Source organism: Herbiconiux sp. VKM Ac-1786 (assembly GCF_015350805.1).
Taxonomy (GTDB): Bacteria; Actinomycetota; Actinomycetes; order Actinomycetales; family Microbacteriaceae; genus Herbiconiux.
This window is the reverse complement of sequence record NZ_JADKSG010000002.1, coordinates 1,172,795-1,197,368: the sequence shown is the minus strand read 5'-3', so window position 1 is coordinate 1,197,368 and position 24,574 is coordinate 1,172,795. Positions and strand designations below refer to the sequence as shown.

At 71.2% G+C, this 24,574-nt stretch carries 25 protein-coding genes; 18 read left to right on the top strand and 7 right to left on the bottom strand.

Annotated elements, in window-relative coordinates; genetic code table 11:
• Positions 1 to 24: 24 nt before the first annotated feature.
• The 5 genes from cofD to ITJ64_RS16595 form a co-directional block, all read right to left on the bottom strand.
• Positions 25 to 1,017, bottom strand: coding sequence for a 2-phospho-L-lactate transferase (gene cofD, locus ITJ64_RS16615; protein ID WP_370545235.1), 993 nt, complete (start codon positions 1,015 to 1,017; stop codon positions 25 to 27).
• A 25-nt stretch (positions 1,018 to 1,042) separates the two neighbouring features.
• Entirely contained in the window at positions 1,043 to 2,149 is a 1,107-nt protein-coding gene (locus ITJ64_RS16610; RefSeq protein ID WP_194681792.1) for a hypothetical protein, read from the bottom strand.
• A gap of 44 nt (positions 2,150 to 2,193) precedes the next feature.
• Positions 2,194 to 2,613, bottom strand: a complete 420-nt coding sequence (locus ITJ64_RS16605) for a type II toxin-antitoxin system VapC family toxin (RefSeq protein WP_194681791.1) — start codon at positions 2,611 to 2,613, stop codon at positions 2,194 to 2,196.
• Positions 2,610 to 2,786, bottom strand: a complete 177-nt coding sequence (locus ITJ64_RS16600) for a hypothetical protein (RefSeq protein WP_228508712.1) — start codon at positions 2,784 to 2,786, stop codon at positions 2,610 to 2,612. The genes ITJ64_RS16605 and ITJ64_RS16600 overlap by 4 nt, the downstream gene beginning before the upstream one ends.
• 143 nt (positions 2,787 to 2,929) lie before the next feature.
• Entirely contained in the window at positions 2,930 to 4,279 is a 1,350-nt protein-coding gene (locus ITJ64_RS16595) for an aminotransferase class I/II-fold pyridoxal phosphate-dependent enzyme (protein ID WP_194681790.1), read from the bottom strand.
• 151 nt (positions 4,280 to 4,430) lie between these two features.
• On the opposite strand from ITJ64_RS16595, the gene ITJ64_RS16590 reads away from it, so the two are divergent.
• The 13 genes from ITJ64_RS16590 to mutM all read left to right on the top strand — a co-directional run bounded on the left by ITJ64_RS16590 (position 4,431) and on the right by mutM (position 16,570).
• On the top strand, positions 4,431 to 5,279 hold the full coding sequence (locus ITJ64_RS16590; RefSeq protein ID WP_194681789.1) for a nitrilase-related carbon-nitrogen hydrolase: 849 nt from the start codon (positions 4,431 to 4,433) through the stop codon (positions 5,277 to 5,279).
• 19 nt (positions 5,280 to 5,298) lie between these two features.
• The gene (gene hydA / locus ITJ64_RS16585; protein ID WP_194681788.1) at positions 5,299 to 6,732 is read left to right on the top strand and encodes a dihydropyrimidinase; all 1,434 of its coding nucleotides are present in this window, start codon (positions 5,299 to 5,301) and stop codon (positions 6,730 to 6,732) included.
• A gap of 10 nt (positions 6,733 to 6,742) precedes the next feature.
• Complete coding sequence (locus ITJ64_RS16580; RefSeq protein WP_173181550.1) at positions 6,743 to 7,759, top strand: TIGR03842 family LLM class F420-dependent oxidoreductase; 1,017 nt, start codon at positions 6,743 to 6,745, stop codon at positions 7,757 to 7,759.
• A complete protein-coding gene (locus ITJ64_RS16575) occupies positions 7,756 to 8,682 on the top strand; it encodes an ABC transporter permease (protein WP_194681787.1) in 927 nt (308 codons plus the stop codon). Before ITJ64_RS16580 ends, ITJ64_RS16575 begins: the two co-directional genes overlap by 4 nt.
• A complete protein-coding gene (locus ITJ64_RS16570; protein ID WP_194681786.1) occupies positions 8,679 to 9,518 on the top strand; it encodes an ABC transporter ATP-binding protein in 840 nt (279 codons plus the stop codon). Before ITJ64_RS16575 ends, ITJ64_RS16570 begins: the two co-directional genes overlap by 4 nt.
• Positions 9,515 to 10,288, top strand: coding sequence for an ABC transporter permease (locus ITJ64_RS16565; RefSeq protein WP_194681785.1), 774 nt, complete (start codon positions 9,515 to 9,517; stop codon positions 10,286 to 10,288). The genes ITJ64_RS16570 and ITJ64_RS16565 overlap by 4 nt, the downstream gene beginning before the upstream one ends.
• Before the next feature lie 103 nt (positions 10,289 to 10,391).
• On the top strand, positions 10,392 to 11,555 hold the full coding sequence (locus ITJ64_RS16560; RefSeq protein WP_194681784.1) for an ABC transporter substrate-binding protein: 1,164 nt from the start codon (positions 10,392 to 10,394) through the stop codon (positions 11,553 to 11,555).
• A gap of 79 nt (positions 11,556 to 11,634) precedes the next feature.
• Complete coding sequence (locus tag ITJ64_RS16555) at positions 11,635 to 12,972, top strand: aspartate aminotransferase family protein (RefSeq protein ID WP_194681783.1); 1,338 nt, start codon at positions 11,635 to 11,637, stop codon at positions 12,970 to 12,972.
• A gap of 98 nt (positions 12,973 to 13,070) precedes the next feature.
• Positions 13,071 to 14,012: a LysR family transcriptional regulator gene (locus ITJ64_RS16550; RefSeq protein ID WP_194681782.1), complete on the top strand. Its 942-nt coding sequence runs from the start codon at positions 13,071 to 13,073 to the stop codon at positions 14,010 to 14,012.
• Between the two features lie 19 nt (positions 14,013 to 14,031).
• The gene (locus tag ITJ64_RS16545; RefSeq protein ID WP_370545234.1) at positions 14,032 to 14,592 is read left to right on the top strand and encodes a DUF177 domain-containing protein; all 561 of its coding nucleotides are present in this window, start codon (positions 14,032 to 14,034) and stop codon (positions 14,590 to 14,592) included.
• A gap of 68 nt (positions 14,593 to 14,660) precedes the next feature.
• Positions 14,661 to 14,864: a 50S ribosomal protein L32 gene (gene rpmF, locus ITJ64_RS16540; protein ID WP_179548800.1), complete on the top strand. Its 204-nt coding sequence runs from the start codon at positions 14,661 to 14,663 to the stop codon at positions 14,862 to 14,864.
• Between the two features lie 23 nt (positions 14,865 to 14,887).
• Entirely contained in the window at positions 14,888 to 15,595 is a 708-nt protein-coding gene (gene rnc / locus ITJ64_RS16535) for a ribonuclease III (protein ID WP_194681781.1), read from the top strand.
• 6 nt (positions 15,596 to 15,601) lie between these two features.
• Positions 15,602 to 16,570 (top strand): bifunctional DNA-formamidopyrimidine glycosylase/DNA-(apurinic or apyrimidinic site) lyase, encoded by a 969-nt coding sequence (gene mutM / locus ITJ64_RS16530; RefSeq protein WP_194681780.1) that lies wholly within the window; start codon positions 15,602 to 15,604, stop codon positions 16,568 to 16,570.
• 20 nt (positions 16,571 to 16,590) lie between these two features.
• Here the strand turns inward: mutM and ITJ64_RS16525 are convergent, their stop codons facing one another.
• Positions 16,591 to 17,331, bottom strand: a complete 741-nt coding sequence (locus ITJ64_RS16525; protein WP_370545233.1) for a YoaK family protein — start codon at positions 17,329 to 17,331, stop codon at positions 16,591 to 16,593.
• 219 nt (positions 17,332 to 17,550) lie between these two features.
• On the opposite strand from ITJ64_RS16525, the gene ITJ64_RS16520 reads away from it, so the two are divergent.
• The 5 genes from ITJ64_RS16520 (at position 17,551) to ITJ64_RS16500 (ending at position 23,803) form a co-directional block, all read left to right on the top strand.
• On the top strand, positions 17,551 to 18,648 hold the full coding sequence (locus ITJ64_RS16520) for an acetamidase/formamidase family protein (RefSeq protein WP_194681779.1): 1,098 nt from the start codon (positions 17,551 to 17,553) through the stop codon (positions 18,646 to 18,648).
• Entirely contained in the window at positions 18,641 to 20,236 is a 1,596-nt protein-coding gene (locus ITJ64_RS16515) for an AtzH-like domain-containing protein (protein WP_370545232.1), read from the top strand. Before ITJ64_RS16520 ends, ITJ64_RS16515 begins: the two co-directional genes overlap by 8 nt.
• 138 nt (positions 20,237 to 20,374) lie before the next feature.
• Entirely contained in the window at positions 20,375 to 21,613 is a 1,239-nt protein-coding gene (locus ITJ64_RS16510; protein WP_194681778.1) for an alanine--glyoxylate aminotransferase family protein, read from the top strand.
• Positions 21,610 to 22,944 (top strand): allantoate amidohydrolase, encoded by a 1,335-nt coding sequence (locus ITJ64_RS16505; RefSeq protein WP_370545231.1) that lies wholly within the window; start codon positions 21,610 to 21,612, stop codon positions 22,942 to 22,944. Before ITJ64_RS16510 ends, ITJ64_RS16505 begins: the two co-directional genes overlap by 4 nt.
• Before the next feature lie 13 nt (positions 22,945 to 22,957).
• Complete coding sequence (locus ITJ64_RS16500; RefSeq protein WP_228508710.1) at positions 22,958 to 23,803, top strand: MurR/RpiR family transcriptional regulator; 846 nt, start codon at positions 22,958 to 22,960, stop codon at positions 23,801 to 23,803.
• An 87-nt stretch (positions 23,804 to 23,890) separates the two neighbouring features.
• Here ITJ64_RS16500 and ITJ64_RS16495 read toward each other — a convergent pair whose 3' ends face one another.
• Positions 23,891 to 24,547, bottom strand: coding sequence for an NADPH-dependent F420 reductase (locus tag ITJ64_RS16495; protein WP_194681777.1), 657 nt, complete (start codon positions 24,545 to 24,547; stop codon positions 23,891 to 23,893).
• Positions 24,548 to 24,574 lie beyond the last annotated feature (27 nt).

Sequence of the window (24,574 nt, the reverse complement as noted above, 5' to 3'; positions counted from 1 at the left end):
CTGAGGGTGGCCCCGTGCCGCCGGCTAGCGGCGGACGGCGGCGGCCAGGGCGTCGGCGGCGAGCTGGGCGCTCGTGTCGGGGTCGCGCATCCACAGGGGCACGACCGAGGTGCGGATGCCCGCCGACTCGATGACCGGGGCGCTCGCCGCGTCGCTCTCGTCGATCAGCCAGGCGTCGAGCACGCCGCCCCGCGAGCGGGAGCCGTAGTGCTTCGCCACCGCGGCGGCGGTCGTCTCGACGCCGATCGCGGTGAGGCAGGCGTCGGCCATTCCCCGCACGGCGGCGCCCGAGATGATGGGGGAGACCCCGACGATCGGCGCACGCGCCTCGCGCAGGGCCGAGCGGAGGCCGGGGACTCCGAGGATGGTGCCGATCGACACGACGGGGTTCGACGGGGCCACCAGGATCACGTCGGCCTGCTCGATCGCCCGCCGCACGGACGGGGTCGGCTTCGCCGCATCCACCCCCACCTGAATGAAGCGCTGCGCCGGCACGCCCGCCCGGTGCTTCACCCACCACTCCTCGAAGTGCACGATGCGGCGCCTGCCGTCGAGGATGATCTCGACGTGGGTCTCGACCGGGTCGTCGCTCATCGGCAGGAGCGTCACGCCCGGGTTCCAGCGCTCGGCGAGCCGGGCGGTGGCCTCGGTGAGGGTCAGGCCGTCGCGGAGGTGGCTGGTGCGGGCGATGTGGGTGCCGAGGTCGAGGTCGCCGAGGGTGAACCAGGGCCAGCCGACGCCGTAGGCGGTGAGCTCGGCGCTCACGCGCTCGCTCTCGTCCTTCCGGCCCCAGCCGCGCTCGTCGTCGTTGCCGCCGCCGAGCGTGTACATGATCGAGTCGAGGTCGGGGCAGACGCGCAGACCCGTCAGCCACATGTCGTCGCCGGTGTTGACGACCGCGGTGATCTCGGCGCTGGAGCCGCCGTCGCCGTTCGGGTACGCCTTCCTCAGCTGGGTGCGCAGCCCCCTCAGGAACCGTGCACCTCCGACACCACCTGCGAGAACCGTCACCTTCACGCCCCCATTCAATCCCATGAGCGCGCTACCCGACGACCGCCCCCACGTTCCCCAGCACCTCGTCGACCAGCGCGGGCAGCACCTCGACGGGCCCGCTGACCTGCACCCAGGCGTCGTCGATCGCGAGGTCGACCGTCGACTGCGGCGAGCCCTCCTGCGTCGCGATGTAGGCCTCGCCCGGGTACTCGGGGGCGGGCTGCCAGTCGTAGCGCTCGCTCGCCGCCATCGCCGCGGGCAGGTACGAGGCGCCGCCGGGCAGAACGGAGGCCCCCGCCCCCGCATCGGTCTCGGACCCCCAGAGGCACCACTCCGACCCGACCTGCTTCGACACCCGGAACGGGAACCGCGCGTACTCGCCGTCGTCGGTCTTGAAGGCGGACGCCTTGGTGGTGCCGAGGATCTCGTTCAGCCGCGCGTCGGAGATCAGGTTCTCGCAGCCGACCGCGCCGGGGAGGTCGGCGCCGCTCGGGTGCCAGAGCGGCTCGGGGGCGCCCAGCGCGGTCACGGCGGCCGCGAGCTGCGGGACGGCGGCGGCGAAGCCGTCGACGACGTCGGCCGGGAGCGCGGTGCCCTGGTCGCCGCTGTAGGCGGTCGCGGTGATGCCGTAGCCGTTCTCGAGGTCGATGAACTGGCAGAGGTCGGCGCGGGAGGAGAGCGGGCACTCCTCGCGGGCGTCCGGTCCGATCGCGGGCGCGGCGGGCAGCGGGCCGAAGTCGACGCCGTCGGCGGTGGCGGAGTAGTCCTCGGCCGACACGTCGGGCGTCACCGAGAACGTCAGCGTGACGTTCGCCGCGTCCGAGTAGGCGCACTGCAGCACGCCGGCGCGGGCCGCGGCGTAGTCGGCGGGGCTGTCGCCGGTGGGCTGGGTCTCGACCGGAGTGAAGCCGGCCGGGACGGGCTGGAGCTCGTCGCAGGTGGCCGGCACCCGCACCGTCGGCGCGCTCGCCGCCGTCGGCGTCCCTGTCGGCGTCGGGCTCGCGCTCGCCGCCCCGGTGGAGCCCGTCCCCGGCGCGGGGGTGGTCGTGGTGGCGGCCGGCGTCGTACCCGCGCACCCGGCCAGCAGCAGCGCCAGCGCCGCGGTCGCCGCCGCGACCCCCGCGCCGCGCATCCGTCTCATGCTCTTCGTCGTCATACCCCCTAGTGTCCGCTCGCGCCCCACCGGTTCCAATTCGGTGCTCAGGGGTGCCAGGGATTCACGACGGGGAGGCCGGTGTGCTCGAAGTCGCGTTCGTTCCGGGTGGCGAGGAGGGCCCCGTGCACACGGGCGCTCGCCGCGATCTGGGCGTCGAACGGGGTGATGGGGCGGCCGAGGCGGCGGCGTGACGCGATCACGTCGGCGAACTCGACGGCGCACTCCGCGTCGAACGGGATGATGCGCCGGTCGAATTCGTGAGTCACGAGGTGCGCGACCCGGCGGCCGAGCTCGCTCCGTCGCGTGCTGGCTGGGAGGAGCGCGACCCCCTGCAGCAGCTCCGCGAGGGTCACGGCCGAGAGGCACAGCTCGTCGGCCGGTTGCCGGTCGATCCAGTCGACGACCTCGCTGGCGGCCTGCGCGCGAAGAAGTTCCGACACCACGTTCGTGTCGAGCAGGATCATCGGTCGAAGTCGACGCGGTCTGCCGGCGCAGACCGATCCGGCAGCAGATCGGCGAGGTCGTCTGCGTACCCCACATCGGCGAACAGCGACCGGATGCGGCTGCCCACCCCGGCCGTGTCGGCCGGCTCGTTCGCCACGGCGGCGGTGAGGATCTGGCGCGCCTCGGCCTCCATCGACCTCCCGTTACGGGCCGCCCGCACGCGCAGTCGCTCCCGAGTGCGGTCTTCGAGATCTCGCACCGTGATCGTCGCCATCATGCCGCCTTTCGCTGCTGTCAATGCTAGCAGTGCGATGAGGATGTGTCGAGTATGGCCCGCTACTCGGCGCGGGCGGCGGCGGCCAGGAGGGCGGCCACGGCGTCGAAGTCGTCGGCGACACGGCCCGCGGTGACGCGGAGGAACTGCGGCGGCCGCGCATCCGGAACCGGGGCCGCAGCGACGAACGACGAGCCCGCCGCCACGCGGATGCCGCTGGCCGCCAGCGTGAGGATCGCGGCCTTCTCGTCGGCCACCGGCAGCCAGGTGTTGATGCCGTCGGAGGGCGCGTGCGGCACCCCCTGCTCGACCAGCGCCTCGGAGAGCAGTCGCTGCCGGGCCTGGTAGATGCGCCGCGCGTCGTGCACGGTGTCGACCGAGGCCGGTGCGGTGAGCAGCTCGTAGAGGATCGTCTGCAGCATCCGCGAGGTCCACCCGGGCCCGAGCAGGCGCCGCGCCACGATCCGGTCGATCAGCGCCTCGGGCCCGCCGAGCGCCGCGATGCGGAGGTCGGGGCCGTGCGACTTGGCGAAGCTCCGCACGTGCAGGGTGCGGTGCGGCAGCCAGCTGCCGAGACTGTACGCCGGGCTCGACGAGATCTCGCCCGAGTGGTCGTCCTCGATCACCACGGGGTCGCAGACGTGATCGTGGGCGCGCAGCACCCGCGCGAGCTCCCTGGCGCGGCCCGCACTCATCGAGATGCCCGTCGGGTTGTGCGCCCGGGGCTGCAGGATGACCGCGACCGGCCCCAGGGCGAGGGCCTCCGCGAGCCGTGCCGGCAGCATCCCCTCGCCGTCGACGTCGACCGGCAGCCGCTCCGCACCGAGCGTCTCGAGCAGGTCGAGGAACGGCGGGAACGTCGGGTTCTCGACCACGACCCGGTCGCCGAACCGCACCAGCGTCTCGAGGGCCCGCGAGATGGCGTCGAGCGCGCCGTCGACGATCGTGAGCGACGCGACGGGGTAGGGCCAGGATGCGCGCAGGTGCTTCTCGAGCCCCGGGAGCACCGGGGAGCTCAGGTAGCTCGCCGTGTCGGCACGGGTGGGCACCTTGGTGAGCGCGAGCGAGAGGTCGGGCAGCAGCGACGGATCGGGGGTGCCGGTCGACAGGTCGAGCCGGGCCGTCACGTGCGAGCCGGCGAGCTCGCCGAAGTGCGGCGGCATCCACGGCGTGGCCGCCTGCAGCACGTAGCTCCCGGCCCGGCCGCGGGAGGTGATCAGGCCGACCCCGGAGAGCGCCTGCCAGGCGGTGCTGACCGTGGCGGGGCTCACGCCGAGGGTGGACGCGACGTCGCGCACGGTAGGCAGCCGGTCGCCGGCGCCGAGCGAGCCCGAGCGGATCAGCCGGGAGATGGCGGCGGCGATCCCGTCCGGTGTGCGGTGCTCCACCGCGTCGACGATCCGATCGAGCATGATGCCCCGGTTCTTGGTGCGTCGGCCCGGACGGGGGTGCCCGGGAGTCTTGACATATTTACTCTCGCGTCACACTCTGAAACACACGAGAAATGTTCACGCCGAATAATAACAAAACCGGCTGCACAGCACGCTTCGAAAGGAAACACCGATGACGACGATCCGCGCGGCGATATCCCAGACCACCTGGACGGGCGACAAGGAGTCGATGCTCGACAAGCACGAGCAGTTCATGCGCGACGCGGCCGCCCAGGGCGCGCAGGTGATCTGCTTCCAGGAGCTGTTCTACGGCCCGTACTTCGGCATCACCCAGGACAAGAAGTACTACCGCTACGCCGAGCCGGCCGACGGCCCCATCGTGCAGCGCTTCGCCGCGCTGGCGAAGGAGCTGAACATGGTCACCATCCTCCCGATCTACGAGGAGGAGCAGACCGGCGTCTACTACAACACCGCCGTGGTCGTCGACGCCGACGGAACCATCGTGGGCAAGTACCGCAAGCACCACATCCCGCACCTCGAGAGCTTCTACGAGAAGTTCTACTTCCGCCCCGGCAACCTCGGCTACCCGGTGTTCGACACCGCGGTCGGCAAGGTCGGCGTGCACATCTGCTACGACCGCCATTTCCCCGAGGGCTGGCGCGAGCTCGGCCTGAACGGCGCCCAGATCGTCTTCAACCCCAACGCCTCCAAGCCCGGCCTGTCGAACCGCCTCTGGGAGCTCGAGGGCCCCGCGGCCGCCGGCGCCAACCAGTACTTCGTGCTCGTGCCCAACCGGGTCGGCAAGGAGGACAACGAGTACGGCGACCTGGCCGTCGACTTCTACGGCACGAGCTACGTGGTCGACCCGCGCGGCAACTACGTCGGCGAGCTCGGCTCGAGCGAGCACGAGGAGCTGCTCATCCGCGACCTCGACCTCGACGCCATCCGCGACACCCGAGACGACTGGCAGTTCTACCGCGACCGCCGTCCCGACGCCTACAACGAGATCGTCGCACCGTAGGCACCGGGGAGGGGCAGCCATGAAGACTCTCATCAAGGGCGGCACCGTCGTCAACGCCACGGGCACCGCCACGGCCGACGTGCTGATCGACGGCGAGACCATCGCCGCCGTGCTGGCACCGGGCAGCACGCTGCTCGGCTTCGACCTCGAGGGTCACGTCGACCAGGTGGTGGACGCGACCGGCAAGTACGTCATCCCCGGCGGCATCGACGCGCACACGCACATGCAGATGCCGTTCGGCGGCACCGAGGCGAGCGACACGTTCGAGACCGGCACCCGCGCGGCCGCCCACGGTGGCACCACGTCGATCATCGACTTCGTCGTGCAGTACGCCGGCGAGAACATCCTCGACCAGTACAACCTGTGGCAGGAGAAGGCGGCCGGGCAGTGCGCGGTCGACTACGGCTTCCACCAGATCCTGTCCGACGTGCAGGACTCGAGCCTGACGGCGATGGACGAGCTGATCAACGAGGGCGTCACCTCGTTCAAGCTGTTCATGGCGTACAAGGGCGTGTTCCTGAGTGACGACGGCCAGATCGTCAAGGCGATGCAGCGGGCCTCCGACAACGGATCGCTGATCATGATGCACGCCGAGAACGGCTCGGTCATCGACCTGCTGGTGAAGCAGCACCTCGAGCGCGGCGAGACCACCCCCTACTACCACGGCGTCTCCCGCCCGTGGCAGGCCGAGGAGGAGGCGACGCACCGCGCGATCATGCTCGCGAACCTCACGGGGGCACCGCTCTACATCGTCCACGTCAGCGCCAAGCAGGCCGTCGAGCAGATCGCCGCCGCCCGCGACAAGGGCCAGAACGTGTTCGCGGAGACCTGCCCGCAGTACCTCTACCTCTCGCTCGAGGACCAGCTCGGAGCATCCAGCCCCGAATGGGGCGACTTCGAGGGCGCGAAGTGGGTCTGCTCGACACCGCTGCGCTCGAAGCACGAGGGCCACCAGCACCACATGTGGCAGGGCCTTCGCACCAACGACCTGCAGGTCATCTCGACCGACCACTGCCCTTTCTGCATGAAGGGCCAGAAGGACATGGGACTGGCCGACTTCTCGAAGATCCCGAACGGCATCGGCTCGGTCGAGCACCGGATGGACCTGATCTACCAGGGCGTCGTGATGGGCGAGATCACGCTGCCCCGCTGGGTGGAGCTGACCAGCACGACTCCGGCGCGGATGTTCGGGATCTACGGCAAGAAGGGCGTCATCCAGCCCGGGGCCGACGGCGACGTGGTGATCTACGACCCGAACGGGCACACCTCGATCGGCCTCGAGAAGACGCACCACATGAACATGGACTACTCGGCCTGGGAGGGCTACGAGATCGACGGCCACGTCGACACCGTGTTCTCCCGCGGCCGCAGGATCGTCGACGACAACGAGTACCTCGGTAAAAAGGGCGACGGCGCTTACTTCAAGCGCGGCCTCAGCCAGTACCTGATCTGAAGGACAGCACATGGATTTCGGCGCGGTCGTTCAGACCAACCCCCCGGCAGCCCGCACCGTCGGTCTCGCCAAGCTCAGCGAGCAGTACGGCTTCGACTACTTCTGGACCTTCGACTCGCACCTGCTCTGGCAGGAGCCGTACGTCATCTACAGCCAGATCCTGGCCGAGACGAACAAGATCAAGGTCGGGCCGATGGTCACCAACCCGGCCACCCGCGACTGGACGGTCACGGCCTCGATCTACGCGACCCTCAACGAGATGTACGGCAACCGCACCATCTGCGGCATCGGCCGCGGCGACTCGGCGGTGCGCGTCACCAACGGCGCGCCCACCACGCTGAAGACGCTGCGCGAGTCGATCCACGTCATCCGCGAGCTCGCGAACTCCCGCGCGGTCGAGTACAACGGCGCCACGCTGCAGTTCCCCTGGAGCAAGGGCTCGTCGCTCGACATGTGGGTGGCGGCCTACGGCCCGCTCGCCCTCAAGCTCACGGGCGAGGTCGGCGACGGCTTCATCCTGCAGTGCGGCGACATCGACATCGCCAAATGGATGATCGCCACCGTCCGCAAGGCCGCCGAGAACGTCGGGCGCGACCCCGACGAGATCGCGTTCTGCGTGGCCGCCCCGATGTACATCGGCGACGACTGGGAGCACATGCGCGACCAGTGCCGCTGGTTCGGCGGCATGGTGGGCAACCACGTGGCCGACATCGTCGCGAAGTACGGCGAGAGCGGTGCGGTTCCGGATGCGCTGACCGAGTACATCAAGGGCCGCGAGGGCTACGACTACAACGAGCACGGCCGCGCCGGCAACACGCACACGAGCTTCGTGCCCGACGACATCGTCGACCGCTTCTGCGTGCTCGGCACCGCCGAGCAGCACATCGAGAAGCTCAAGCAGTACGCCGAGATCGGCGTGACGCAGTTCGCGGGCTACCTGCAGCACGACAACAAGGAGGAGACCCTCCGCGTGTACGGCGAGACCGTGATGCCGGCCCTCCGCGACCACATCACGGCCAAGGCATGAGCGGACGCTCCCCGTCGAGCACCCGCGACCGCCGTCCGGCCGCGCGGCGCTCGGGCACGACCGCGACCCGCGTCGCGTTCGGCGCGGGCGGCGTGCTGCTCGTGGTGGTCGTCTGGGAGCTCTACAAGGCGATCGGCCCCGCCACCGGCGTCGTGATCGGCGACCTCACCGTGCTGCCGCGCACGACCGACCTGGCGATGCCGCACGTCTGGGACATGGTGGGACGCCTGTTCGAGCAGACCGGCAACGGGCGGAACGCCCAGCCCGTCTGGCTCGCCGTCACCCAGGCGGCGCTGTTCACCCTCGGGGTGGCGGCGGTCGGCTGGGTCGTCGGCGTCGTCGTGGGCCTGCTGCTGGCCGTGCTGATGCAGCGCTTCCGCACGGCCGAGTCGGCGGTGCTGCCGTGGATCGTGCTCAGCCAGACGGTGCCGCTGATCGCCATCGCGCCGCTCGTGCGCCGCTGGGGCGCCCAGCTCGAGTTCGGCGACTTCACCTGGGAGAGCTGGATGTCGGTGGCGATCATCGCCTCGTACCTCGCGTTCTTCCCGGTGTCGATCGGGGCGCTGCGGGGGCTCAACTCACCCGATGCGATCCATGTCGAGCTGTTCCGCAGCTACGGCGCCGGCTGGTGGCGCACGCTGCTGACGCTCCGTCTGCCGGCCAGCGTGCCGTATCTGCTGCCGGCGCTCCGACTCGCCGCCGCCAACGCCGTGATCGGCACCGTCGTCGCCGAGGTCTCCATCGGCCTCCGCGGCGGCATCGGCCGGATGATCATCGAGTTCGCCCAGCAGGCGTCCGGTGACCCGGCCAAGACCTGGGCGCCGATCTTCGGCGCCATCGCCGTCGGCCTCGTGGCCGCCGGTGTCATCGCCCTGCTCGGAGTCCTGCTCCGGCGCTTCCGCAGAGGGGAGGTGCCCGCGTGAGCGAGGCATCCGCAACCGCCGCCGTCCAGGTGACCGCCGCCGTCCAGGTGACCGGCGTCGACAAGGTGTTCACCGCCAAGCGCAAGCCGTCGGTGACCGCGCTCGACAGCATCGACCTCACGGTCGCACCGGGGGAGTTCGTCTCGCTGATCGGCCCCTCGGGCTGCGGCAAGTCGACCCTGCTGCGGCTGATCGCCGACCTGGACACGCCCTCGGCGGGCACGCTCACGGTGTTCGGCAAGACCGCCCGCCAGGCGCGCATCGACCAGGAGTACGGCATCGCGTTCCAGCAGTCGGGCCTCCTGCCCTGGCGCACGGTGGCGGCGAACATCGAGCTGCCGCTCGAGCTGCACGGGGTCAACGCGGCGGGGCGCAGGAAGCGCTCGGCCGAGCTGCTCGCGCTCGTCGGCCTCGGCGACTTCGCCGAGAGCTACCCCGACCAGCTCTCGGGCGGCATGCAGCAGCGCGTGGCCATCGCCCGGGCGCTCGCCGAGAGCCCCCGCCTGCTGCTGATGGACGAGCCGTTCGGCGCCCTCGACGAGATGACCCGCGAGCGCATGCAGACCGAGCTCGTGCGCATCACGGGTGAGACCGGGGCCGCCGTCGTCTTCGTCACCCACTCCATCCCCGAGGCCGTGTTCCTGTCGAACCGGGTCGTCGTGATGTCGCCGCGGCCCGGCCGCATCCGCGACATCCTCGGCATCACCCTGCCGGGCACCGCCGACCGCGACGAGCACCTGCGCGAGGACGAGGCGTTCTTCGAGAACGTCAGCCGCGTGCGCGAGCTGCTGCACGGCGAGGCACCCGTCGGCATCAAGGGCGTGGAGAACCGATGAGGACCTCCGCCGGCACCCTGCGCACCGTGCTCGCACCGGTGCTCCTCGGTGTCGTCGCGCTCGCGCTCTGGCAGCTGCTCGTCGTCGCCTTCGACATCAAGCCGTTCATCGTTCCCGGCCCGCTCGCCATCGGCACGGAGTTCGGCGACAACATCGCCTCGGTGGTGGCCGGGGCGCTGGTGACCGGAGGCAACGCCCTCGTCGGGCTCGTCATCGGCGGGGTCGTGGGCATCCTGTTCGCCGTGCTCGCCGCCCTGGCGCGGGTCGTCGACGAACTCACCGCCGGCATCGTCGCGGCGCTCGCGGTGGTGCCGATCGTGGCCCTCGCGCCCGTGCTCTACACGATGTTCGGGGCCGGTGCCGAGACGGCGCGGCAGCTCGTGGCGGCGCTCGCGGTCTTCATCCCGGTGTACATCAACACGCTGCGGGGCCTCCGGCAGGTGCGCCCGGTGCATCGCGACCTGATGCACGTGTACGCGGCATCCGCGTGGCAGACGACCCGCACGGTGACCGTGCCCGGGGCGCTGCCGTTCATCTTCACCGGGCTTCGGATCGCCTCGAGCCTCGCCGTGATCTCGGCCCTGATCGCCGAGTACTTCGGCGGCCCCGTCGGGGGGCTCGGCAAGTCGATCACCTCGGCCGCGTCGTCGTCGAACTACAACCTCGCCTGGGCCTACGTGCTCGGCGCCATCATCGTCGGTCTCGTCTTCTACTGCGTCACCCTCGCGATCGAGACCTTCGCGACGCGGCACTACAAGCCGCGCACCTGAGCCGCACCCGACCCACCCCGCACCGCCCCCCCCGAGCTGCACCACCGCACCACCCCTGCACCACCCCCGCACCACCCACCAGCACCACAAGAGGAGGAACGACATGAAACACAGCACACGTCTCACCCGCTCCCGTGTCATCGGCGGCATCGGCGCCCTGGCCGCCACCGCCATCGTGCTCACCGGATGCTCGAGCGGCGGTTCGTCGGACTCCACCGACTCGGCCGCCGACGGCGACCTCACCCCCGTCTCGCTGCAGCTGCAGTGGTTCTCGCAGGCCCAGTTCGCCGGCTACTACGCGGCCCTCGACCAGGGCTACTACGAGGACGAGGGGCTCGACGTCACCATCCTCGAGGGCGCCACCGACATCGTGCCGATCGACGTGCTCACGGGCGGCGACGCCGACTTCGCCATCTCCTGGGTGCCGAAGGTGCTCGGCTCGATCGAGCAGGGCGCGGCCGTCACCGACATCGCGCAGATCTTCGAGCGCTCGGGCACCACCCAGATCTCGATGAAGGACAAGAACATCACCTCGGCCGCCGACCTGTCGGGCAAGACCGTCGGCAGCTGGGGCTACGGCAACGAGTGGGAGCTGTTCGCCGGCATGAACAAGGCCGACGTGAAGCTCGACGACATCTCGCTCGTCGCGCAGGCGTTCGACATGAACGGCTTCCTCGCCGGAGACATCGACGCGGCCCAGGCCATGACGTACAACGAGTACGCCCAGGTGCTGGAGACGAAGAACCCGGCCACGGGGAAGCTCTTCACCCCCGACGAGCTCAACGTCATCGACTGGAACGACGAGGGCACCGCGATGCTCCAGGACGCCGTCTGGGCCGACTCCGACCGCCTGGCCGACGACGCCGACTACGCCGACACCGCGGTGAAGTTCATCAAGGCCTCCATCAAGGGCTGGGCCTACGCCCGCGACAACGCCGAGGACGCCGCGAAGATCGTGACCGCCTCGGGCTCGCAGCTCGGTGAGAGCCACCAGCTCTGGATGACCAACGAGGTCAACAAGCTGATCTGGCCGAGCACCTCGGGCGTCGGCACGATCAACCAGGACCAGTGGGACCAGACGGTGAAGATCGCCATGGACACCCCCAACGAGACCGGCGCGACCGTCATCTCGGAGGAGCCGCCCGCGACCGCGTTCTCGAACGAGTACGTCGAGAAGGCGCTCGCCGAGCTCAAGGACGAGGGCGTCGACGTGATGGGCGAGGGCTACACGCCCATCGACGTCACCCTCAAGGAGGGCGGCGAGTAGCCACTCGCCACCGGGGGAGGGTGGCGGCAGCGCCACCCTCCCTCACCACCCGCACCGCACTGACAGAAAGAATCGCACCATGGATCTCGACCCAGCCGACCAGCAGCTCGCCCTCGAGCTCGACCGCGCCCACGTGTTCCACTCCTGGTCGGCCCAGGCCTCGCTGAAGCCGATGGTCATCGCCGGCGGCCTCGGCTCCACGGTCTGGGACTTCGAGGGGAACGAGTACCTCGACTTCTCCTCCCAGCTGGTGAACACGAACATCGGCCACCAGCACCCCGCCGTCGTCGCCGCCATCAAGGAGCAGGCCGACGTGCTCACCACGGTCGCCCCGGCCGCCGCCAACCTCACGCGGGGCAAGGCCGCCCAGCGCATCCTCGAGAAGGCCGGCAGCCGCTACAGCAAGGTCTTCTTCACCAACGGGGGAGCGGATGCGAACGAGAACGCCATCCGCATGGCCCGCCTCTACACGGGCCGCGACAAGGTGCTCTCGACCTACCGCAGCTACCACGGCAACACCGGAGCCGCGGTGGTCGCCACCGGCGACTGGCGGCGCGTGCCCAACGAGTACTCGCGCGGCCACGCGCACTTCTTCGGCCCCTTCGCCTACCGCTCCGACTTCTGGTCGACGAGCCCCGAGGAGGAGTCGGCCCGTGCGCTGCAGCACCTCGAGCGCGTGATCGTGTCGGAGGGCGCGGCCTCGATCGCCGCCATCCTGCTCGAGACCGTGCCCGGCACCGCCGGCGTGCTCGTGCCGCCGCCCGGCTACCTCGAGGGCGTGCGGGCGCTGGCCGACCAGTACGGCATCGTGCTGATCTTCGACGAGGTGATGGCCGGCTTCGGCCGCACCGGGTCGTGGTTCGCGTTCCAGGCGCTGACCGCCCCGGACGGGTCGTTCGTCGAGCCCGACCTGATCACCTTCGCCAAGGGCGTCAACTCGGGCTACGTGCCCGCCGGCGGTGTGATCATCAGCCCGGCCATCGCCGAGATCTTCGACGAGGCCGTGTTCCCGGGCGGGCTGACGTACTCCGGGCATCCGCTTGCCATGGCCGCGATCGTGGGGGCCATCGACGCGATGGAGTCGGAGGGCATCGTCGACAACGCCGCGCACATCGGGCGCGACATCCTCGGGCCCGGGCTCGCGGCGCTGGCGGCGAAGCACGACGTGATCGGCGAGGTGCGCGGACTCGGCGTGTTCTGGGCGCTCGACCTCGTCAGCGACGCGGATGCCCGGACGCCGCTCTCTGCGGCCGGCATCGCGGCGCTGAAGGGCAAGCTGCTCTCGCTCGGGCTGCTGCCGTTCACCGCGGACAACCGCCTGCACGTCGTGCCTCCCTGCGTCGTCACCGACGCGGAGGCGGAGCGGGCGCTGGCGATCTACGAGCAGGCCTTCTCGGAGCTGCCCGACCTGGCGTGAGACGTCCCCGCTCCGGCGGGCCGTACTGCTGCAGCGGGGCATCCGAGGACCTTTTAGTGTCGCCTGGGTGCCCCGCTTCGGCGTTGTAGAGTCGCTTCATGGACGTCAGGCGGCTCGAACTGCTCCGCGAACTGTCGGAGCGCGGCAGCATCACCGAGGTCGCGCGTGCCACGCACCGCACGCCGTCGGCGGTCTCGCAGCAGCTGCGGGTGCTCGAGCGCGAAGCCGGGCTGCCGCTGACCGAGAAGGCCGGCCGCGGGATCGTGCTGACGGATGCGGGGCGTGCCCTCGCCCGCAGTGCCACCGACGTGGCCGTGGCCATCGAGCACGCGAACGCGCTCTGGGACGAGTTCCGCAACGACCCGACGGGTGAGGTGTCGCTCGCGACCTTCCCGACCGGTGGGCAGATGCTGCTTCCCGGCGTCGTGCGCCGGCTCGACGAGGTCGGCGGACTGACCCTGCACTGCAGCGACCGCGACCCCGAGAGCGACGACTTCCCGGCGCTCACGGCCGACTTCGACATCGTGCTCGCGCACACCGCCTCCTCGGCGGCGACGAACTGGCCCTCGACCGAGCTCGCGGCCGTGAAGCTGATGACCGAGCCGCTGGACATCGCGCTGCCGCCCGGGCATCCGCTCGCCGAGAAGGAGCTGCTCGACCCCGAGGACCTGATCGGCGAACGGTGGATCGGGGTGCCCTGGGGCTACCCGTTCGAGCGCACCATCCTGGACATCTCCTCGGCCGCCGGGACCCCGATGAACGTCGTGCAGCGCTTCGGCGACACGCGCGTCACCGAGGCGTTCGTGGCGGCGGGGCTCGGGGTGGCCATCCTGCCCTGCTACACGGCGGGCGGGGCGTACCGCAGCGAGATCGTGCTGAAGAACCTGCGCGGGGTCGTGGCCGAGCGGCACATTTTCGCGCTGATGCGCCCCGACCGGGCCGAGCGTCTGGCCGTGCGTACCGTCGTCGACGCGCTGCGGGCCGAGGCCGACGCGGTCGTGGCGGCGAACCTGCACCGCAACCCGCCCCGCGCCCTCTGACAGCCGGTAGAATCTCTCGGTGAGCACATTCAAGAAGACCCCTTACACGGTCAACGTGCGCGATCTCCTCCACAAGCCGGGCGAGATGCGCGAGCACCGCTTCGACATCGCCACCGGCGAGAAGCTCGGCGAGGGCCTGCTGGCCGTTCCGGCCGGCGAGGAGCTGCACGTCGACCTCCGTCTGGAGTCCGTGCACGAGGGCATCCTGGTGTCCGCCGACGTCTCCGCCGAGGCCGTCGGGGAGTGCAGTCGATGCCTCCGCGACATCGCCCAGACGGTCGAAGTCGAATTCCAGGAGCTTTTCGCGTATTCTTCTGACGAAGCTTTCGATTACGAGGTTCATGACGACCATGTCGATCTCGAACCTCTGATCAGGGATGCGGTGGTGCTGGCACTGCCGTTCCAACCGGTGTGCACGCCGGATTGCGCAGGACTCGACCCGGTGACGGGTGAGCGTCTGGCCGATCATCCGGCACAACCCGCACCCGACGTGATCGACCCGCGATGGTCGGCACTGGCCGGTCTGAGCAGCCCTCAGGGGTCGACAGCTTCCGAAGACACGGACACCGAAGCCAAGTAGGCACGGAGTCATAAACCGCCGGCCGCGCGCCCACCAGCACACGCCGACAGAGAAGAAGAGAGACAACCATGGCTGTTCCGAAGCGGAAGAAGTCACGTTCCAACACCCACGCGCGTCGTTCGCAGTGGAAGGCCGAGGTCCCCACGCTCGTCAAGACGATCGAGAACGGCAAGACCACGTACAGCCTCCCGCACCGCGCGAAGGTCGTCGAGGACTCCGCAGGCACCGCCCTGTTCATGGAGTACAAGGGCCGCAAGGTCGCCGACGTTTAGCAGTTCTCCGAAAGGTGCGACCGGTGTCTGAATCGGATGCCCGGTCGCGCCTTTTGGCGCGCCTGGAGATCGAGCTCGAGCCCGAGCTGTTCGACCTGGCACTGACCCATCGCTCGTACTCGTACGAGCACGGCGGGGTGCCCACGAACGAGCGGCTCGAGTTCCTCGGCGACTCCATCCTCGGCCAGGCCGTGACGGTGATGCTCTACACCACCTTCACCGACCTCACCGAGGGCGAGCTCGCCAAGCGGCGCGCCTCGCTCGTGAGCACGGTCGCGCTCGCCGAGATCGCCCGCTCTATCGGGCTCGGCGAGGTGATCAAGCTCGGCCGCGGCGAAGAGCTGACGGGCGGTCGCGACAAGGCGTCCATCCTCGCCGACACCGTCGAGGCGGTCATCGGAGCGACCTACCTCGACCAGGGGCCCGACGTGGCGACGGCACTCGTGCTGCGCCTCGTGATGCCCCTCGCCAACGACCCCGGGCGCTTCGGCATCTCGATGGATCCGAAGACGAGCCTCCAGGAGCGTGCAGCGCAGCACGGCTACGAGGCCCCCGTCTACGCGATCGAGGAGTCGGGGCCCGATCACCGCAAGCAGTTCACGGCCACGGTCACGCTGCCCGCTGCGGGGAAGAAGCGCGCGATCAGCGCCTCGGGTACCGGGTCGAGCAAGAAGCAGGCCGAATCGGTTGCGGCGGCCGCGGCGTTCGCCGAGCTCGGCCCGAAGGCCTGAGGCGCCGTGCCCGAGCTCCCCGAGGTCGAGGTCGTGCGCGCGGGCCTCGAGCCCGCCGTGTCCGGTGCGCTCATCACGGGTGTCGAGGTGTTCGACACGCGGTCGCTGAAGCGGCACAGCGCGCTCGAGGGGCGCTTCGAAGCGCTGCTCGAGGGGCGGCGGATGCTGGCGGCCGTCCGCCGCGGCAAGTTCCTCTGGTTCCCGCTGACGACGAGGCAGACGACGGGGCCGCAGGCGCTGGTCGCGCACCTCGGCATGAGCGGGCAGGTGCTGCTGCGCACGCCGGGCACCGCCGAGGAGGGGCTGCTGCGCATCCGGCTGCAGATCGAGCATCCGGAGCACGGCGAGTTCTGGGTGAACTTCGTCGACCAGCGCATCTTCGGCTCGATGGCCGTCGACCGGCTCGTTCCCACCGGCGACGGGGCGCCCGGCGGCTACTCGGGCTTCGACGGCGGGCGGATGCTCGGCGACACGCTTGCCCTCGTGCCCGGCCAGGTGGCGCACATCGCCCGCGACCCGCTCGACCCGGCGTTCGACGAGAAGGCCTTCCTCGCGGCGCTGGCGCGGAAGCGCACCGGGATCAAGCGTGCCCTGCTCGACCAGACCCTGATCTCGGGCATTGGCAACATCTACGCCGACGAGTCGCTGTGGGCCGCGCGGGTGCACTACGAGCATCCGGCCGACCGGCTGCCCCGGGCCCGCGCGCGCGAGCTGCTGGGCGAGGTGCGGGTGGTGCTCGAGAAGGCGCTGGCCGAGGGCGGCACGAGTTTCGACGCGCAGTACGTGAACGTCAACGGGGCGTCGGGGTACTTCTCGCACAGCCTGAACGCCTACGGGCAGCAGGGCAAGCCGTGCCCGCGGTGCGGCACGCCGATCGTGCGGGAGGCGTTCATGAACCGCTCCTCGCACCTGTGCCCGCGGTGCCAGCGGCCCGTCCGGGCGCGCGCGGCCCGCGGCGCCGCCACCGCGGCCTGACGGTCGGCGGGAGCGCCGGGCTAGCGGGCGGCCGGGGTTGCTTCGGGCGCCTCGGCCGTGGCCGCCGCGGCGCGCTCGGCGTGCTTCACGTGGGCCGTGATGTGGCCGATCAGGGCCACCACCACGGTGATCAGCGCGGCCGCGGCCAGTCCCCAGCCGATGTGCAGCATGAGCAGCAGCGCGCCCACGCCGGCGCCCGCGGCGATCAGCACGATGGCGGCCGCGCGGCGGAACCACGGCTGGCCCTTGCCGCCGGCGAGTCGCGAGTCGGCCGCGAATCCCGTGATGGTCGAGGTGACCACGACCGTCGTCACGTCCTTCACGCCGATGTGCCGGGCGGTCGCGGCCTGCAGGCCCATCGCCATGGCGAGGAACGTCGTGATCAGGTACTCCCACGGCTGCGGCGGCGCGCCGTCGGTGATGAACAGGGTGATCGCGAGGCCGCTGAGCATCAGCCCCACGACGGTGATCAGCCAGGTGGTGCGGGTCGTCCAGCCGGCCTTGATCGGGCGCAGCACCCGGCCACCCACGACTGCGCCGGCCATGAAGGCGAACAGCGCGATCAGCGGGCCGAGCCAGGGCAGCCCCGGTGCGCCCGCGAGCGCCATGCCGAGGATGACCACGTTGCCCGTCATGTTGCCCGCGAACACCTTGTCGAGCCCGAGGTAGCCGATCGCGTCGACGACGCCGGTCGAGAACGTCAGCGCGAGCATGAGCGCGAGGTGCAGGGTGCCGCTGTTGGCGCGGAGTCTCTTGAGCACGGATGGTCCCGTCGGTCGGAGGTCGGGGCCGGCGCTGTTTCACGCCGAGGGGGTGCATGTTTCGCGGGTGTAAAAGCCGGTTTCGGCCGTGCAAACACTGCTCCTGAACGGTAGCCGCTCCGGGAAGCGGGCCGCAAACGGCGATAGCCTCGGGGGGGTCGGCGGCCGCCCCGGAGCCCGCCGTCGGCTCCATCGTCCCGGGCACGAGAACGGATGCGCATGTCGATGACGGCGGCCCTGCAGCCCGGCGCGGGCGAGATCCGCGCCACCGATTACCTGGCCGCGAGCCTCTCGCACGTGCTCTGGGGGCGGCTGCCCTGCGCCACCGACCGGCCGGTGCTGACGATCGACCCGGGCACCGACGTGACGATCGACACGCTGAGCCACGAGGGCATCCTCGAGGACCAGGGTCGCGACCCGGCGGCCTTCTTCGCCGCGAACGGCGTCGACCGGTCTCTGGTGCTCGACGACGCGGTGGCGCTGGCCGCATCCGGCTACCCACGCTCGGGAACCGACGGGCCTCACGTCGTGACCGGCCCGATCGCCGTGCGCGGGGCGCAGCCGGGCGACCTGCTGAAGATGACCGTGCTCGAGACGACACCGCGGGTGCCGTACGGCGTGATCTCGAACCGGCACGGCAAGGGCGCGCTGGTGGGGGAGATGCCCGTCTCGCAGGGGTCGGTGAGCGTGTTCGCCGAGGTCGAGCACGGGCTCGACGGGTCGGAGTGGGGCACGCTGCCGCTCGTGCCGGGCGGGGAGCGGTCGGTGCGGTTCCCGCTGCGTCCGTTCCTCGGCATCATGGGGGTCGCGGTGGCCGGTGACCAACGGCCGCACTCGGTGCCGCCGGGGCCGCACGGCGGCAACATCGACATCAACCTGCTCACCGTGGGGTCGTCGCTGTACCTGCCCGTGCAGGTGCCGGGCGCGCTCGCGTACGTCGGCGACCCGCACTTCGCGCAGGGCGACGGGGAGGTGGCGCTGACCGCGATGGAGGCGTCGCTGCGCGTGACCGTGCGGTTCGAGGTGGTGCCGCAGGCCGAGGCCGTGGAGTCCTTCGGGACGATCGCCGGGCCGCTGGCCGAGACCTCCGAGTTTCTGGTGCCGACGGGCCTCGACGAGGATCTCGACGTCGCGGTGCAGAACTGCGTGCGCGCCGCGCTCGGCCTCCTCGAGGCGCGGTACGGCATGGACCGGGCGCTCGCCTACGCCTACCTCAGCGCCGCCACCGACTTCGACATCTCGCAGGTGGTCGACATCGTCAAGGGCGTGCACGCGCGCATCCGCGTCGCCGACTTCGCGGGGGTGCGGCGTGGCTGACGCGGTGCCTTCCGGTGTCACATCGTTGGTGGGGTCGCTGCCGGAGGGGGAGCTCGCGGCGCTGCTGGAGGCGTTCCGGGGGTACGAGGCGGCGCTGATGTCGAACGACGTCGCCGCGCTCGACGGGTCGTTCGCCCCGGGGGCCGACACGCTGCGGGGCGACGCGAACGGGCTGCTCGTGGGGCACGGGCGCATCGCGGCCTTCCGGGGGCTGCGGGGTGGGGTGGCGCCGCGGAGCATCGTCGAGCTGCACGTGCGGGTGGTGGCTCCGGATGCGGCACTGCTCGTGTCCGTCAGCGCCTTCGACGCCGGCGGAACGGGGCTGCAGACGCAGCTCTGGCAGCGCTCGCCCGCCGGCACCTGGACGATCGGAGCCGCCCACGTCACCGGCGCCCCGCCCGCGCTGAACCGCTCGGTCTGGCGGGTGGCGGGGGCGCCGCTCGTCCCTGCCTCCGGTCCAGGGCCGCTGGCGGGGATGACGGTGGCCGTGAAGGATCTGTTCGACGTGGCGGGGTACGCGGTGGGGGCGGGGAACCCGGTGTTCCTCGCGGAGGCGGGGCGGGCATCCGTCGACGCCGACGCCGTGGCGGCGCTTCGTGGCGCGGGGGCGGCCGTGCAGGGGATCGCGCAGACGGACGAGTTCGCGTACAGCATCGCGGGGCGGAACGTGCACTACGGGACGGCGCCGAACCCGGCCGTGCCGGGGGCGATCCCGGGCGGCTCGTCGAGCGGGCCCGCCACCGCGGTGTCGCTCGGGCAGGCGACGATCGGGCTGGCGACGGACACGGCCGGGTCGATCCGGGTGCCGGCGTCGTATCAGGGGCTGTGGGGGCTGCGGACGACGCACGGCGCCGTGAGCACGCGGGGGCTGTTGCCGCTCGCGCCCTCGTTCGACACCGTGGGGTGGTTGACGCGCGACGCGGCGACGCTGCGGGCGGCGGCCGCCGCGTCGCTCGCGCCGGCCTCCGGCACGGTCGTCGCACTGCGTCCGGCGTTCGTCGTGGCGGCCGAGCTGCTCGAGGGCTGCGATCCCGAGGTGGTCGCCGCGTTCGACGCCTTCGTCGCCGAGCTCGGGGGATCGGTGGAGAGCGTCGTGCTGGGCGGGCTGGACGCGGTGTTCGCGGCGTTCCGCACGGTGCAGGGCGCCGAGGCGTGGCGGGCCGACGGGGCGTGGGTGGCGGCGCATCCGGGAGCCGTGGGGGACGACGTCGCCGAGCGCTTCGAGGTCGCCGCCGCGATCACCCCCGGGCAGGAGATCGAGGCGCGGGAGGTGCTGCGCCAGGCGCGGGAACGGTTCGACGCGGCGCTCGGCGGGCGGGTGCTGCTGCTGCCGTCTGCGTCGTCGGCGGCGCCGCCGCTGGACGCGTCGGCCGAGACGATCGCGGCGGTGCGGGCCGCGACGCTGCGGATGACCGCCGTCGCCGGCACCGGCGGCTACCCCGCGGTCTCGGCGCCGCTGCTCCGCGTACCGGCACCCGGCGGCAGCGCGCCGCTCGGGCTCTGTCTCGTCGGCCCGCGCGGCTCCGACCTCGCACTGATTGACCTGGCCGCCGTGCTCGCTGAGGCCGGCGTGTACGCTCCGGAATGATATCCGGGCCACCGCGACCATAGTGGTCGCCGACCCCTCGAAAATCAGTCCGGAGCGTACACGCGCGGACGCGAAACACGGGTGAAACACGCGTTTCGTAGACTGGGCGGCGACGAAACAGACTTTTCGAGGAGACCGATGAGCACCCCGCCCGACCTTCTTCAGATCAACCCGCCGCCGCGCCTGTTGATGGGCCCCGGCCCGATCAACGCCGATCCGCGCGTGCTGCGTGCGATGTCGGCGCAGCTCGTCGGCCAGTACGACCCCGCGATGACGGCGTACATGACCGAGACCATGGGCCTGTACCGGCAGGTCTTCCGCACGGCGAACGAGCAGACGCTGCTGATCGACGGCACCTCGCGCGCGGGCATCGAGGCGGCAATCCTGTCGCTCGTCGCCCCCGGCGACCGCGTGCTCGTGCCCGTGTTCGGCCGATTCGGGCACCTGCTGCGCGAGATCGCCGAGCGCGCCGGCGCCGAGGTGCACGTGATCGAGCGCGAGTGGGGCACCGTCTTCACCGAGCGCGAGATCGAGGAGGCCATCGTGCGCGTGAAACCCGCCCTCCTCGCCGTCGTGCACGGCGACACCAGCACCACGCTCGCCCAGCCGCTCGAGGGCCTCGGCGAGCTCTGCGCGAAGCACGGCGTGCTGTTCTATACCGACGTCACCGCGTCGCTCGCCGGCAACGCGTTCGACGCGGATGCGCTCGGGCTCGACGCCGTGACGGCGGGGCTGCAGAAGTGCCTCGGGGGACCGTCCGGGTCGGCACCCGCGACGTTCTCGGCGAAGGCCGTCGAGCGCATCGAGTCGCGGAAGAGCATCGAGGCGGGGATCGCGGGGTCCTCCGACGAGATCCGTGAGTCGCGCATCCGCTCGAACTATTTCGACCTCGCCATGATCTTCGACTACTGGGGCGAGAAGCGCCTCAACCACCACACCGAGGCCACCACGATGCTCTACGGCGCCCGCGAGTGCGCGCGCATCATCGTCGAGGAGGGGCTCGACGCCACCATCGAGAGGCACCGGATGCACGGGGCCGCCATGCTCGCGGGCGTCGAGGGTCTCGGGCTGACCGTGTTCGGCGACCCCGCGGCGAAGATGAACAACGTGGTGGCGGTGCAGATCCCCGACGGGGTCACCGGTGACGCGGTGCGCGGGGAGATGCTCGAGGACTTCGGGATCGAGATCGGCACCTCGTTCGGGCCGCTGCACGGCAAGGTGTGGCGGATCGGGACGATGGGGTACAACGCGCGGAAGGACGCGGTGCTCACGACGCTGGCCGCGCTCGAGCAGGTGCTGCGGCGCAACGGGGCGGCGGGGGCGCCGGGGGCTGCGGTGGAAGCGGCCTATGGCGTGTACGAGGGGGCCGGGGCGTGACGGGCACCGACGCTGTTCGCGAGGTGCCGGCCGACACGACGGCCGCCGTCGTGCTGAAGCGGTGCGACCTGCTGGCGACGCACTCGTCGCTGCCGGGCGGGCTGATCCAGCGGGTGAACCTCTCACGCGAGCACGCCGCCGTCAACGCGATCGCCGCCGAGTGGATGCGCGAGGCCGGCATGACCACCTGGCAGGACGCCGCGGGCAACCAGTGCGGCCGCCTCGAAGGCGCAGAGCCCGGGCTTCCGGCGCTGCTGCTCGGGTCGCACCTCGACACGGTGCCGCGGGCGGGGAAGTACGACGGCATCCTCGGGGTCTTGACGGCCATCGCGGTGGTGCAGCGCATCCGCTCGTCTGGTCGCGCGCTGCCGTTCGCCCTCGAGGTCGTGGCCTTCGCCGACGAGGAGGGCACCCGCTTCGGCCGGGCGCTGATCGGCTCGCGGGCGTACGCGGGCACCTTCGACCCCGCCTGGTGGGAGCTGCTCGACGAGCACGGGGTGAGCCTGCACCAGGCTTTTCTCGACTTCGGGCTCGACCCGTCGAAGGTTCAGGATGCTGCGCGGCGGCCCGAGGAGTTCGTGGGGTACCTCGAAGCCCACATCGAGCAGGGCCCCTACCTCGAGGACGAGGGCAAGGCGCTCGGGATCGTGTCGTCGATCGCGGGGGCCCGGCGGTTCCTGATCACGATCACGGGGCGCGCGGGGCACTCGGGCACGCCCTACGAGCGGCGGCGGGACGCGCTCGCGGGGGCGGCGGACGCGATCCTCGCGATCGAGCGGATCGCCCGGTCGGCGCAGCTCATCGCCACCGTCGGGCATCTGCAGGTGTCGCCGGGAGCGGTCAACGTGATTCCGGGCGAGGTGGAGTTCAGCCTCGATCTGCGGGGCGAGTACGACAGCGAGCGGGACCGGATCTGGACGGTCGTCCAGGACATGCTGACCGACATCTGCCGGCAGCGGCGGCTGTCGTGGGAGAGCATCGAGACGCACTCGGCACCGGCGGCGGAGTGCAGTGCGCGGTTGCGGGCGGCGGTGGGGGAGGGCATCCGCTCGACCGGCGATCGGCGGCCCATGTCGCTGTTCTCGAAGGCGGGGCACGACGCGATGGCGATCGCGGCGATCACCGAGATCGGGATGCTGTTCGTCCGGTGCGAGGGCGGGGTGAGCCACAACCCGGCCGAGTACGTGACCGAGGCGGATGTCGCTGCGACGATCGATGCGTTCGAGCGGGCGGTGCTGGCGGTGGCCGATGCGACGCTGGCCTCGTCCGTGGCGGCGGCCTCGGCCTCGGCATCTGCATCGGCGCCGGCCGCCTCGGGCGAGAACGCCTGAGAGCGGGCGACGGATGAGCGTGCAGACGATGAACATCGGCCAGCGGATCGACCGCAGCTACGGCGAGCTGTCGCCGCAGGAGCAGCGGGCGGCCGACTTCATCCTCGACCACCTCAGCGACCTCGCGGTCTACTCGGGCACCGAGCTCGCGCAGCGCAGCGGCGTGTCGAAGGCGACCGTGTCGCGCCTGTTCCGGCGGCTCGGCTTCGAGAACGCGCAGGAGGTGCGGGAGCACGCGCGGTCGCTCCGCTCCTCGGGAGTGCCCGTCGGCGGCACCACCCCGGGCGCGACGGCCGACCTCTCGGCCCACCTCGTGCGTGAGGTCGAGAACCTGCGCCGCTGCCTCGACGCCCTCGGGCCCGAGCGGCTCGAGCAGGCGACCTCGCTGCTCGTGCGGGGGCGCACGGTGACGATCGTCGGCCTCCGCAACAGCTACCCGGTCGCCGTGCACCTGCGCGAGCAGCTGGCCCAGGCGCGCGACTCCGTGCTGCTCGCGCCCCTGCCCGGGCAGACCCTCGCCGAGGAGTTCGCCGAGCGGGATGCGCGGGACACCGCCGTCGTGCTCGGCTTCCGTCGGCGACCCGCGGGGTTCGGGCGGATGATCGCGGGCATCGCCGCGCGGGGTGTGCCGGTCATCCTGATCGGCGACCCCTCGGCCCGCCGCTACGCCGAGTTCGCGAGCGTCTGGATCGAGTGCCCGATCGACAGCGTCTCACCCCTCGACAGCTACGCCAGCGCGATGAGCCTGGCGAACGTGCTGGCGTCGAACACGCTCGCGGCGCACGCTCGTGACAGCCGCACGCGCATCGCCGCGATCAACACGCTCTACGACGCCTTCGGCGAGCTCGAGCAGCCGTAGCCCCGCTCATCTCCCGGCGAGTGGTCACTTTTCGCCCTAAAAGCTCGTGTTTCGGGCGAAAAGTGACCACTCGCGAAGGGGGCGGGGTTAGGGGCGGGTGCCGGCCTCGGCGAGCTTGGCGGGGATCTCCGCCGCCGTCATGCGCACGACGTAGGCCGGGCGGTCGCGCTCGAAGCGCCAGCTGTCGGCCAGGGGGCCCGCGTCGACGGCGTCGAAGCCGAACTCGTCGAGGAGGGTCGAGACGAGCGCCTTCGCGGCCGCGTCGTCGCCCGCGATCGGGAGGCCGCGACGGTCGGGGTCGCCGGCCGGGAGTCCATCGGTGGTGAGGTCGGCCGCCATGATGTTGTTGAACGCCTTGACGATCGTCGAGGTCGGCAGGTGCTCCTGCAGCATCTGGGAGACGGTGGTCTTCTCCTCGTCGAGCTCGGCGATGTGCCCGTCGCGCTCGAAGTAGTAGTTGTTCGTGTCGATCACGGTCTTGCCGGCCAGCGGCTCGACCGGCACCGCCTGGTAGGCCTTGAGCGGCACGGTCACGACGACGAGGTCGCCGGCCTCCGCGGCCTCGGCCGGGGTGGCGGCGCGCGCCTGCGGGCCGAGCTCGGCGACGAGCGAGTCGAGCGTCTCGGGCCCGCGCGAGTTGCTGATCACGACCGAGTAGCCGTGGGCGACGGCGAGCCGCGCGAGCTGTCCGCCGATGTTGCCGGCGCCGATGAAACCGATGGTGGTGAGCCCTGTTGCAGTCATACCGACAGTCAACTCTCCTCGCGCGGG